The following is a 12,200-nucleotide window of genomic DNA, read 5'->3' as shown; positions in this document are numbered from 1 at the left end:
TTCAGCATCTTTTCTTCCTTCGTGCCGCTCGAAGCAAATTTCCTCCACAGGTGTGAAGAGATCGTGTAGTCCCCGTTGCCGTGTCCAAATAATATTCGCCTTTTTTTCTCTTTTTAAACATGAAATCATGGAAAGCGAGGGAGGATGGGAGGTTTGGGTAACCTTTTAAATGCCTTTTCCCTCTGCTAATTGTACGGCTAAGGCAGCTGAGAATTTTACCTAAGCAATTAAAGGGTGGGGCCCTAGGTCATGAAAGAGGGTTCCCGGTAAATTTTGCCTACCACTAAAGGAAGAAGGGGACCGATAATGAGAGTGTTGAATAATAACAATAGTTTACAAGGGCATATTGACCCCCACAGGCACGTTGCATATTAAAGGCCTCGGGGCTGTTCAAAAAAGTGGTCCAGCAAGGCCGCAGTCATTTTTGCGCGCAGAGCGTACTTCTATTACGTGAGCACGGAAAAATGGCGAGAACGCCGCTGGCGGCTTTTTTCAACAGCCCCATAATGAATTGAATCAGAGATTCATGTTGTGGAATGATCATTCATCTTTTAGAATTATTATTCAAAGCCGATTAGATCTATTTCAGTAAAAGGCAATGTATGAAAGCGACTCCCAATCCTCGGGCGGAAAGAAAACAGCGGGAATATGAAGCCCGGCGTGAAGAAATTTTGCTGGCCGCGGAGCGAAAGTTCTCCCAGAACGGGTTTTTTAAAACCAGCATGGCCGAAATCGCCGAGGCCGCTCAATTTGCCATGGGGACGGTATACCGGTTTTTTAAAAGCAAAGAAGACATCTATATCTCTCTGGTGGAAGCCAAGGTTGAGGAATTACTCCGTCTTTTGGAAGAAGCGACGCACAGCCGTCTCCCGGCCCAGGAAAAGTTACGTGCGGTGATTCAGGTGAAGTTAGCTTTCGCTGATCAAAACCGTGCGTTTTTCCGTATTTATGTCTCTGAGTGGAGCGGGTTTGAATGGACCGTGAAAAGCGCATTTGGCGAGCGGGTGTGGAAACGGTATTTGGCGCAGATTGATCTTGTGGCGAATCTCATTAAGGAGGGTATCAAGACCGGAGAATTTCGCAAAGTGAATCCCAAAGATACCTCCTTGGCGTTTCATGGCATGTTAAACTCTACCATCTATCTTTGGATTCTCCAGTCAGGCCCCAAAGAATCGCTTGTGGACAAAGGCAAGTGGTTAGCGTCGTTGTTGCTTGACGGCCTCGGAACTTCACCCCTAAAAAGGTCAACGTAAACGTATGACATATCTGTCTAAAAGCTCTATCTGCCTGGTGTTTGCCATGATCCTGGCTGTGCAGGGATTGCAGGGGTGCAGTGAACAGGAGGCGGCCCAGCCGCCAACGGGACGTCCACCCTCACCGGTCAAGGTTGTGACCGTTTCGAGCAAGCAGGTTCAGCGATCCGTCTCATTGGTGGGAACAGCGGAACCACGCAAGCGAAGCCTCGTGGCTAGCGAAGTGGCGGGGCTGGTCAAAGCCTTTCCCGGTAAGGAAGGACAGTTTGCCAAACAAGGCCAAATGCTTGCCAGTCTTCGAACAGACACGCTGGACATCCGTCTTGACTCGGCAGTGGCTTCACATCGTGAAGCCAAAGCCCGCTATGACCAGGCGCAGAAGGATTTGGAGCGAATTAAAATGTTGTTCGCCAAAGAACTGGTGACTCAAAAGGAAATGGATGATGCGGTTGTTGAAGAAAGCGCTCTGGAAAAGCGGCTGATTCAATTAGAAGCGGAAATTCGCCTGGTACGTGATCAAATAAACAAATCAAGGATCATGGCACCCTTTCCCGGCTGGATCACGAAAGAATATACGGAGATCGGCCAATGGGTCGAGGAGGGTGGACCAGTGGTGGAATTGGTAGATCTGGCAAAGGTCGAGGTGCAAGTGCCGCTCCCGGAAGAATACGTGCGGGATGTCAGGGTCGGGGATTCAGTGATAGCGGAGTTCGATGCGTTGCCTGGAAGAGAGGTTGAGGGAACAGTCTATTCTGTCGTCGCGCAAGCTGATCGGTCGGCACGGACATTTCCGGTCAAAGTTGTGTTGGCCAATCCGGATTTACGCATTAAAAGCGGGATGGTCGCACGGGTGAAGTTAGCCGTGGGCGCTCCTTACCAGGCGGTCGTGATCCCCAAGGATGCTCTGGTGCTCAAAGGGGGCAAGGAATTCGCTTTTATTGTGGCTAATAACACTGTCACGCAGGTAGCGGTGATCCCCGTAGCCCATTTCGAGGACGTGGTAGAAGTACAGGGAGCTATTGAAGAAGGCATGCAGATCGTCGTGGAAGGGAATGAACGCCTCCTGCCCGGGCAATCGGTCAGAATTTTAGAGGAGCCGGTAAAAACATGAATCTGGTTCATTCTGCCATCCGTTATCCGGTCAGCACGGCAGTGGGTGTGCTCTTAGTGGTGTTGTTCGGCATTGTGGCGTTGGTGAAGCTCCCGGTTCAATTGGCACCTGATGTGGAAAAGCATGAGGTCACCGTGGATACCGTTTGGCCGGGGGGAAGCCCCCATGAAGTCGAGCGTGAAATCATCGACGAGCAGGAAGAGCAACTCAAAGGCGTCGAAGGCCTGGAGAAAATGTTCAGCGAAAGTTCCTACGGTCAGGGAAAAGTCATTCTCCGATTTCCCACCGGAACGAATACGGATACCGCCTTACTCCAAGTTTCCAACCGGTTGAATCAGGTTAAGGAATATCCGCTTGAGGCGGATGAGCCCGTCATTAGCAGCGCGGATACCCGTGGAGCCGCCATGGCCTGGTTTATTTTAGACACTCTAGAAGGGAATCCCGTCAACATTGAAACCATGCGGGATTTTGCAGAGGATATCATCAAAGCCCGTTTCGAACGGGTCCAGGGTGTCGCGGCTTCGAATGTCTATGGTGGGCGGGAGCGGGAGCTTCGGGTGACGGTCGATCCGGCTAAATTAGCGTCCAGAGCGTTAACCATTATGGACTTGGCGCGAGCGTTAGATCAGGAGAATAGGGATTACAGTGCCGGAGATTTTGATGAGGGTAAACGGTCGTATGTCGTACGTACGGTGGGGGAATATCTCAATCCCCAGGATGTGGAAAATGTCATCATTGCCAGGCGTGAGGGCGCGTCGGTGTATGTGCGGGATGTGGCGACTGCCCATATTGATTACAAGGATCCGACCGTGGTGGTGCGACAAAAAGGCCATTCAGCCATCGCCATCAACGCGATACGGCAGACCGGGGCCAATGTGTTGGAAGCCATGGATGGTCTCCGGGAGGCCGCCAGTGAGCTCAATGAAGAAATTTTGAATGCGCGGGGGTTTCAGTTATTTCAGGTCTATGATGAAACCACATACATTAACCGGTCCCTGACTCTTGTCCAGCAAAATCTGATCGTCGGGAGTATATTGGCGATTTCCATTTTGTTTTTATTCCTCCGCACGGGCAGTAGCACCCTTGTGGTCGGTTTGGCCATTCCGATCAGCATGATGGGGACGTTTATTATGTTGTGGGCGTTGGGCCGGAATTTCAATGTCATCAGCTTAGCGGGAATGACCTTTGCTGCCGGGATGTTGGTGGATAACTCCATTGTGGTGCTGGAAAACATTTATCGTCATCGGGAATTGGGCAAATCGTTATTCCAAGCGGCATACGATGGCACGGTGGAGGTGTGGGGTGCAGTGCTGGCCAGTACCCTCACGACTATTGCCGTCTTTGTTCCCATTGTGTTCATGGAAGAACAATCCGGTCAATTGTTTCGGGATATCGCTATTGCGATCAGTGCGGGAGTGGGGTTGAGCCTTGTGGTCTCGATGACGGTGATTCCATCATTGTCTGCACGAGTGTTAACCACGGTGACTAAGTCCAAAGGAAAGCAAGCACCCGGTACGTGGACTAGCGCAGGATTTGTGGAGGGTGGTTCGACGACGGGACGGCATTCCTGGTTGGATCGTATCAGAGAGGCCCTCGGTTCTTTGGTGTATGGTTTGAGTGGTAGCGTCTTCTGGCGAAGTGTGACGATTCTGGGATTTACCTCTCTTGCGATACTGGGAAGCTGGGCTTTGTTACCGAAGGCGGAGTATCTTCCTCAGGGAAACCGGAATCTTGTCATCGGCATTCTGCTTCCTCCTCCGGGGTATAACACTCACGAATTTGTCAAAATGGGAAAGCCGATTGAATCGACCCTCAGCCCCTATTGGGACGCAAAGCCTGGTTCCCCGGAGGAAGCCGCGTTGGATGGCCCCAGTATTGCCAATTTTTTCTATGTGGCACGGGGGCGTTCGGTCTTTATGGGCGGTCGAGTGAATGATCCGAGCCGCGTGAAGGAATTGATCCCCCTGTTTCGTCGAGCTACGGCGGACCTTCCGGGCGTGATTGGGATCATCACCCAACGCGGCCTGTTCGAGCGTGGCCTAGGTGAAGGGCGAAATATCGATATTGAGATCACCGGGCCGGAGTTGGACACGCTTGTGCAATTAGGTGTTCAGGTGTTCGGTCAGGTGAAAGGGGTGCTGCCCGAAGCGCAGGTCAGGCCCATTCCCAGTTTGGATTTGGGAAGCCCGGAAGTTCGTGTCACCGTCAAACGGGATCGTGCGGCGGATGTGCAAATGACGAATCAGGAGCTCGGATTTACCATTGATGCCCTGGTCGACGGGGCAAAGGCCAGTGATTACCAATTTGAAGGAGATGAGGTTGACCTGACGATTCGTGGTATCGATAAATATGCCAATCAAACGCAGTCGCTGACCTCGATCCCAATTTATACCAAGGGCGGTCAACTGACGACGGTCGGCAATATTGCCGATGTCACATTAGTCGCGGGCCCGGAACAAATCAATCATATTGAACGGGAACGATCCATTGTGATTCAGGTGATCCCACCGGTTGAGATGGCGTTGGAGGAGGCGATGGATGTGATTCGAACGCAAATCCTTGGGCCATTGAAAGAAAGTGGGACGTTAGGACGTTTGTATAATGTCCGCCTGTCGGGGACGGCCGATGATCTTACCGAAACCTATGATGCGTTAAAATGGAATTTCTTGTTGGCCTTTACCATTACCTACCTTTTGATGGCCGCGCTGTTCGAAAGTTTTCTCTATCCTCTGGTCATTATTTTTACGGTGCCATTTGCCGCAGCCGGTGGATTCCTGGGGCTTTCTCTGGTCAATAATTTTATCGCCTATCAACCATTAGATGTGCTGACCATGTTAGGCTTTGTCATTCTCATCGGGGTGGTGGTCAATAATGCCATTCTGGTGGTGCACCAGGCCTTAAATTTCATGAGGGGACCGGAAGAGGGGGATTCGTTGGGAGGAGGATCGGGGCAAGGTTTACCTCTTCGGGAGGCCATTCGTGAATCCGTCAAAATCCGTGTCCGGCCGATTATGATGACGACACTCACCACGCTCTTTGGTCTCTTTCCGCTTGTGGTCTCATCCGGTGCGGGCTCAGAGCTGTATCGGGGGATCGGAAGTGTGGTGCTGGGTGGCCTCTTGGTCTCCACCGTGTTCACCCTTATTGTTATTCCGGCATTGTTTACCTTGGTCGTTGATACGCAACGCAAGTGGGCAGAGGCCAGAAATCCTCAATTAGCTGAACAGCCCTCGGGCGGCGCTTTATAACCTGGAGGCGAAGGGACAAGATATGATGGGAGGTCAGTGTTGGAAGGCGGTTGGGCTATGCGTGGTGTGTCTTATGGTAATTGGCGGAATCGGTGCCGTGACCTGGGCGGCTTCCCCGGAGCCTGCAACGGTTCGTGACCTTCCCGAGTTGCGGCTGAGTTTGCGGGAGGCGATGGATGCGGCTGTCGATCAGAATCCGACGGTCCGTTTGTTTAATGAACGTATTACACAGGCACAGGATGTCGCGAATACACAACTCGGTGAATTATTGCCCAATCTGTCAGGGACGGCAGGTGCATCCCGGCGTCGATTCTTTACGGGGTCGTTTGGTTCGAGCGCCACCGTTGTAGGCCCCAGGGATTTTTACGAAATGAGGGCTTTCCTCACCCAGAATGTGTTCAGCTTAAGTCTCATTCAAAAATGGCGGGCTGCCAAAGCGGGAGTGGACGTGGCAGGGTTGGACGCGGAAGTCACCAAACGGGATACCATGGCCACCGCAGGTCTGATTTATTTGGAAACGCTTCGGGCTAAGGCGGCGGTGAATGCCCGGACTGCGGATGTGGCATTGAATAAGGAATTATTGCGTTTGGCGGCGGAACGAAAATCCGCCGGGATGGCGACCAGTCTGGATGTGACGCGTGCGAAAGTTCAATTGGAAAACGCCAAACAGCGATTATTAGTCGCTGAAAATGAGCGGGATCGTGCCAAACTCAATTTGATTCGTGCCATGGGGCTCTCGTTCGAGGTGAAGCTGGTGCTTACGGATGAAATGAAAATGGTGAATGTCTCCGACCAATCCATAGGAGAGGCCTTGCAGGTGGCCAAAGAACACCGGACCGAACTGAAGGCGCAGCAGAATCGTGAGCGTCTGGCCTCCTTGTCGTTAAGTTCCGTGACGAACGAACGGGTTCCCACTATTCAGGCTTTGGGCGATGTTGGCATGATCGGCAATCAAATCCCCAATGCGTTGACCACCGATAATGTTCAGGTATTAATGAGGGTGCCGATTTTCGATGGCGGAATGCGGGAAGCCAGAATTTCAGAGAGTCGCAGTCTGCTCAGACAGGAAGCCATCAGAACGCAGGATGTGCAATATCAAGTGGGATTGGAAGTTCGTGATGCACTGATCACGATGAGTTCGGCCAAACAGCAAGTCGCGGTTGCGGAAGAAGGGTTAAAGCTTTCACTGACCGAATTGGAACTCTCACGTGAACGGTTCGCGGTCGGTGTCGCCACGAATATCGAAGTCACTGATGCGCAAACCCGTGTGGCGCAAGCCAGGGATAATTTGATTGAAGGCCTCTTTACTTTTAATGCCTCCCGTCTGAGTCTGGCCCGGGCGCAGGGTCAGTTGGAAAAATTGTAATAGGTCGGGCCTGTTCGCCCAGAAGGTAATATGACGACACTCCAACTCAAACAAGAAATCCGATCAGAAGCAAACAAGCGTCGAACGTTTGCCATCATCAGCCATCCGGACGCCGGTAAAACCACGTTGACCGAAAAGCTCCTGCTCTACTCGGGGCTGGTTCGTACTGCCGGGATGGTCGGAGGGCGAAAAAACCGGAAAATGGCCACGTCGGATTGGATGGAAATGGAGCAGGAGCGCGGCATCTCCATTACCGCCTCGGCGATGCAATTTCCTTATAAACAGGCTGTGATTAATGTATTGGATACGCCTGGCCATCAGGATTTTTGCGAGGACACGTACCGGACACTCACGGCGGCCGATAGCGCGATCATGGTCATTGACGCGGCGAAGGGTGTTGAAACGCAAACACGCAAACTGTTTGAGGTCTGTCGTCTTCGCCGGATTCCCGTGTTGACGTTCATCAATAAGATGGATTTGCCGGGACGCGCTCCACTGGATCTCATGTCAGAAGTGGAGGATGTATTGGGCATTCATGCTAGTCCCATCAACTGGCCCATCGGGTCCGGACAGGATTTTCTTGGTGTGGTGAACCGGCAAACCCGAAAAGTGTTGCTCTATACCAAAACGGCGGCGGGAGGGGCGGCAAAACCGGATCTCATGGAACTCTCCTTGGACGATCCCTCCGTGAAAGACCGTATGGCGGAGTATATCTGGGATGAATTAATGCATGATTTGGAATTGCTGGATATCGCCGGGAATCCCTTCTCGAAAGATGATTTTCAAAATGGAAAAGTCACGCCCGTCTTCTTCGGATCTGCCATGACCAATTTCGGTGTGGAAGCATTCTTCGATGCATTTGTGGATCTGGCGCCTCCCGCTCACGGTCGATTAGCGGATGCCCCGGATGGCCATGAGCTGATGATCGACCCGGTTGATACACCATTTAGCGCCTATGTATTTAAACTCCAGGCCAATATGAATCCACGCCATCGCGACAGCACGGCTTTTTTACGAGTCTGTTCAGGGAGATTCGAGCGGGATGTGGTGGTCAAACATCATCGGACCAACACGGAGGTTCGGCTCTCACGGCCCCACAGTATGGTGGCGAAGGAACGCAATACGGTCGATGTGGCCTATCCCGGCGATGTCATTGGGATTATCAATCCCGGGATTTTTCAAATCGGCGACACGATTTCGGTGGCGGACGGCTTTAATTATAAACCGCTTCCACAATTTCAACCCGAAGTCTTTGCCCGTGTGCGGCCGACCGATACGGGAATGCGGAAATCATTCGACAAAGGGATCGAGCAACTCGCCAGGGAGGGGACCATTCAAATCCTTCGAAGTCTGGACGGGCTGGAATTTTTTGTGGCCGCTGTGGGCAAACTTCAGTTTGATGTGCTGGAATTCCGCTTGCAAAGCGAATACCGCGTCAAAGTGGTGGTGGATGTGTTGCCCTATGAATCCAGTGCCTGGCTGGTAGGCGACGTTGCGACGTTTAAGCCGCCCTCTGATGCCCTTGTCGTCAAAGACAGCCGGGATCGAGCGGTCGTCCTGTTTCGTAGCTCATGGTCAAAGAATTTCGCCGGCGAACGCAATCCCGATCACAGTTTCCGGGATATGGGGTAGATGCATGAGTTCAGTTAGGTGTATTTTAGGGCCTGTAATGTTATCTGGTCTCTCGGGAGGGTGTTGGGGAGAGCATGGTCACTATGTGGGGAGTTCCACGGATGAAAATGGACATCCTTGTGAGACTTATGAATATGCAGATGGAACTCAAGGGACGCATTGTGATCTTCAAAAGCAGAATCCCCCTTCTGGCCAATAATTCGAATCTCCTCCCTTTTCCTCACTCACAACGAATCTTTCTTCTTCATCTTTCTCTAATACAACGGATTGTTTCCTCTCATAGTTATTCCAAATGCTTCTCCGAGCGTTCCTGTTTTTGACCCATGCCACAAGTAGTTCTCTGAGGTCCCTATCCCTCTCCTTATCTGACGCCTGCCGCCCGTCCCGGTAGTCGGCCCATTTTATTAAACGGCGGGCCTTGTCTGAACGTAGTGAGTTAGTCCGTCTTCCTGTGATTGGCCTCGGTCCAATTGATGAGTCCGGGCGTGGCGTCATTGGTTCGGTCCTTTTGCCGAAACACAAGGACCTCGGCTGCCGGGCCGAAACCCGGCATCTATTGAGCAATACATAAACGATTTCTATCAAAAGAAGACGAACAGTTTTTGGAGGGTATAGGTGACAGGCGGTACATTCCTCACGTATTGCGAAATGGGTTGTGTAACAGGTTGATGAAAAGAAAGACCAATTTGTGGTGTATGAGAGCAATCAAGTGGTCGGTGACTCAGAAAATGGAGTTGGGAGAATCAATAAGGAGATTTGATGATGGGAAAGAAAACTATAGGCAGTTTGGTTTTTTTTGGAACGATCAATATCCTTTTCTATTTTGTCACCCTAAGTTTTGCGACCAATGTTCCTGCTCCTGAAATTATCAGCCCGACCTGGTTGAATTCTGAGCCCTTACACATGGAAAAATTGCGCGGCAAGGTGGTGATGGTGGAGTTTTGGACATTTGGATGCTGGAACTGCCGGAATATCGAACCATACGTCAAGGAATGGCACGACAAGTACGCCAAACAAGGGCTGGTTGTGATTGCGGTACATTCGCCGGAATTCAAATATGAATACGATGTAGAAAAGGTCAAAAGGTACATTCAGGAACACCATATTCCCTATGCCGTGCCCATCGATAATGAATTCCTGAACTGGCGGCAGTACCGCAATCGCTATTGGCCGACACTATATTTGATCGATAAGAAGGGAAATATTCAATACACCAAGATCGGTGAAGGTAGCTATGAGGAAACCGAAAAAACTATTCAGCAGCTACTTGCCGAACCGACATAAACAGCCAAGTTTGTGAAGAGGTATATAAAGGGAGTGTTGAATAATGAAGATTTTCCAGGACAAATCGGCCCAGGATTAGATTACTCCTCAAAGGCTCCGGGTCGGTTCAAAAAAGCATGCCCTGAGTCTTTCCGAAGGGTCCGTCCAGCAAGGCCGCAGCCGTTTTTACGCGCGGAGCGTACGCGTAGTACGTGAGCACGGAAAAATGGCGAGAACGCCGCTGGCGGCTTTTTTCAAGAGACCCATAAAGATCAATGGGTAGCGAGAAGGTTGGAGGAAAGAGCCTTTGATGAAATCGTGATCCGGTGACGATCAAGGGGGAGATGACAGCCTTATTCTTGACGACATTTCTTGAGTACCTCAGCCATCTCCTGATGGATATGGCCGTTGGTGGCGATAAGGGTGCTGCCATAGATGGAGTAGGGTTCGCCTGCATAATTTGTTAACATTCCCCCGGCTTCCTCCAGGATGACTTTTCCTGCCGCAGTGTCCCACGGATTGAGTTGTAGTTCCCAAAAGCCATCGAATCGGCCGCAGGCGATGTAGCAGAGATCAATCGCGGCGGTGCCGGTGCGGCGCATCCCACGCGCACGGAGGGTGAATGCGCAAAATTCCTTAAGATTGTTATCTTTGGCGGTGTGCACGTCATAGGCAAACCCGGTGACGAGTAACGCTTCATTTAATTGAGGTGTCGCTGAGACATGAATGGGGGTGCCGTTGAGTGTGGCCCCCTTCCCTTGTTGCCCCAGAAACAGTTCGTCCCGCGTGGGATCATAAACCACTCCTAGGACGCACGTGCCTTCATATTCCACCCCGATAGAGACATTGTACATGGGAAAGCCATGGGTGAAATTGGTGGTTCCATCCAAAGGATCGACGATCCATTTGACGGGATGGGTGGGGATGTCTTGCAGGCCCTGTTCCTCGCTAAGGATCTGGTGTTCGGGAAACGCATGTCGGATGGTCTGAATGACCGCTTCTTCTGAGCGTAGGTCAGCTTCGGTGACCAGGTTGATGGCTTGATCCTTTTGATGTATCTGAAATCCTTTTTTGGCATAGTCGAGCAGGATCGCTCCGCCCTGCCTGGCGGCTTGAATGGCGATGCGGGTTAACGAGTGATAGTCGGTAGGGGATAGTGCCATAGATGATGGGGAGCAGACCGTTTCTGAGCATACCTGAAGTCTGCGGAAATCCCAAGCGCCACGATGCGATCATGGAAATTTGTTGTGTGAATGTTTAAGGGAAGTGAGGAGAAAAACACACCGGGAGTGGGTGGCCCCACTCCCGGTGGCACTGCAGGTGGGATCTACAGCTACTTCTTCTTGGTTTTTGCTTTAGCTTTGGGTTTCGCGGCCGCGGCTTTTTTCTTTGGAGCGGCTTTCTTTTTCGTTGCTGCCAATTCACTCACCCCCTTTCAGATCATACAAGCGTCCGTCAATGCGGATCAGACGGCTTTGGTTAGAGATTTTTCGTGATTGACTTCGAATGTATTGGGCCCCACTTTACGAAATCGAGGGTCCCTTTTTAAGGATGTAGCGACCGACGTGACAGGGGTTTTTCCCCTGATTGGCATCCCGCCTTCCTTGAGACGTTGAAAAAGTTCTTTGGCGTGCAATGGACGACCTACTTCCTGGAGAACCATATACACTGCATCAGGGACGCTCATCCCCACATATTTGCTTCGGCCTAGAAGAATTTCCCTCGACTTAGACGCGACATCCGTGTCGGCTGAGGACAGATGTCCCTCTTTTTCCGAGAAGATCTGGCTGGAGAGACTCGCCAGCTTCGCTTTGTCAGCTTCGACGCGATAGAGGGTTTTTGCCAACTCCAGATATTTCTCAACCGTCGCAATTTCCTCACCTACCTGCTCCCGTTTTTTTTGGAGATCCTTGAGTTTGCGCTCATAAACACTGATGCGCTGCTCCAGCCCATCGCTGATGTCTTTAAGCTGGTCATTTTGGTCCTCCATTTCGCAAGCTCCACCATATGTTGAGCCTCATTCTATTTGTGTTTTAAAGCAAAGTCAACAAGCAAGCTTTAAATTTTTATTTTTAAAGGATGCCTTCAAACAAATATGCAAATTACGATTGGTTATTTATAAATCAATGGGATGTTTGTGAAGATGTCATTATAAAATTGCATGGTGAAAATGAAAGCCTAAATTTAGTGCCTTATGAATTTATAAAATCAATATTTGGTATGTTCATGCTCCTTACGATTCATGAATGTGTCTTATTAGCTAGGTAATGTATCGTGGCATGGGGATTTGTTTTTTTATTGTCTGGTGGCGAGGACATGGCGGATAA

General features: G+C 50.9%; 8 protein-coding genes. 6 read left to right on the top strand and 2 right to left on the bottom strand.

The window, feature by feature from the left end; genetic code table 11:
* Nucleotides 1-602: 602 nt before the first annotated feature.
* The 6 genes from PQG83_RS13010 (at nt 603) to PQG83_RS12985 (ending at nt 9,894) form a co-directional block, all read left to right on the top strand.
* Entirely contained in the window at nt 603-1,253 is a 651-nt protein-coding gene (locus tag PQG83_RS13010; protein ID WP_312741765.1) for a TetR/AcrR family transcriptional regulator, read from the top strand.
* A gap of 4 nt (nt 1,254-1,257) precedes the next feature.
* Nucleotides 1,258-2,364, top strand: coding sequence for an efflux RND transporter periplasmic adaptor subunit (locus tag PQG83_RS13005; RefSeq protein WP_312741763.1), 1,107 nt, complete (start codon nt 1,258-1,260; stop codon nt 2,362-2,364).
* Nucleotides 2,361-5,612 carry an efflux RND transporter permease subunit gene (locus PQG83_RS13000; protein WP_312741759.1) on the top strand — a complete coding sequence of 1,084 codons (3,252 nt, stop codon included), beginning with the start codon at nt 2,361-2,363 and terminating at the stop codon, nt 5,610-5,612. Before PQG83_RS13005 ends, PQG83_RS13000 begins: the two co-directional genes overlap by 4 nt.
* Nucleotides 5,613-5,634: 22 nt before the next feature.
* Nucleotides 5,635-6,978, top strand: a complete 1,344-nt coding sequence (locus PQG83_RS12995; RefSeq protein WP_312741756.1) for a TolC family protein — start codon at nt 5,635-5,637, stop codon at nt 6,976-6,978.
* 30 nt (nt 6,979-7,008) lie between these two features.
* Nucleotides 7,009-8,610, top strand: a complete 1,602-nt coding sequence (locus PQG83_RS12990) for a peptide chain release factor 3 (protein ID WP_312741753.1) — start codon at nt 7,009-7,011, stop codon at nt 8,608-8,610.
* Nucleotides 8,611-9,369: 759 nt separating this feature from the next.
* Nucleotides 9,370-9,894: a redoxin domain-containing protein gene (locus PQG83_RS12985; protein WP_312741750.1), complete on the top strand. Its 525-nt coding sequence runs from the start codon at nt 9,370-9,372 to the stop codon at nt 9,892-9,894.
* 332 nt (nt 9,895-10,226) lie between these two features.
* Here the strand turns inward: PQG83_RS12985 and PQG83_RS12980 are convergent, their stop codons facing one another.
* Nucleotides 10,227-11,036, bottom strand: a complete 810-nt coding sequence (locus tag PQG83_RS12980) for an inositol monophosphatase family protein (RefSeq protein WP_312741748.1) — start codon at nt 11,034-11,036, stop codon at nt 10,227-10,229.
* A gap of 302 nt (nt 11,037-11,338) precedes the next feature.
* The gene (locus PQG83_RS12975) at nt 11,339-11,863 is read right to left on the bottom strand and encodes a winged helix-turn-helix domain-containing protein (RefSeq protein ID WP_312644486.1); all 525 of its coding nucleotides are present in this window, start codon (nt 11,861-11,863) and stop codon (nt 11,339-11,341) included.
* Between the last annotated feature and the right edge of the window lie 337 nt (nt 11,864-12,200).

It is taken from the genome of Candidatus Nitrospira neomarina, assembly GCF_032051675.1.
GTDB classification, from domain to species: Bacteria; Nitrospirota; Nitrospiria; order Nitrospirales; family UBA8639; genus Nitrospira_E; species Nitrospira_E neomarina.
The sequence above is the reverse complement of the archived record's forward strand: the minus strand, read 5'-3'. Positions and strand labels throughout refer to the sequence as shown.

Bases quoted from the DNA above. Each gene is read 5' to 3' on its own strand.
- PQG83_RS12985 (WP_312741750.1), top strand. From the start codon at position 9,370: ATGATGGGAAAGAAAACTATAGGCAGTTTGGTTTTTTTTGGAACGATC.
- PQG83_RS12990 (WP_312741753.1), top strand. From the start codon at position 7,009: ATGACGACACTCCAACTCAAACAAGAAATCCGATCAGAAGCAAACAAG.
- PQG83_RS13010 (WP_312741765.1), top strand. From the start codon at position 603: ATGAAAGCGACTCCCAATCCTCGGGCGGAAAGAAAACAGCGGGAATAT.
- PQG83_RS13005 (WP_312741763.1), top strand. From the start codon at position 1,258: ATGACATATCTGTCTAAAAGCTCTATCTGCCTGGTGTTTGCCATGATC.
- PQG83_RS12995 (WP_312741756.1), top strand. From the start codon at position 5,635: ATGATGGGAGGTCAGTGTTGGAAGGCGGTTGGGCTATGCGTGGTGTGT.
- PQG83_RS12980 (WP_312741748.1), bottom strand. From the start codon at position 11,036: ATGGCACTATCCCCTACCGACTATCACTCGTTAACCCGCATCGCCATT.
- PQG83_RS12975 (WP_312644486.1), bottom strand. From the start codon at position 11,863: ATGGAGGACCAAAATGACCAGCTTAAAGACATCAGCGATGGGCTGGAG.
- PQG83_RS13000 (WP_312741759.1), top strand. From the start codon at position 2,361: ATGAATCTGGTTCATTCTGCCATCCGTTATCCGGTCAGCACGGCAGTG.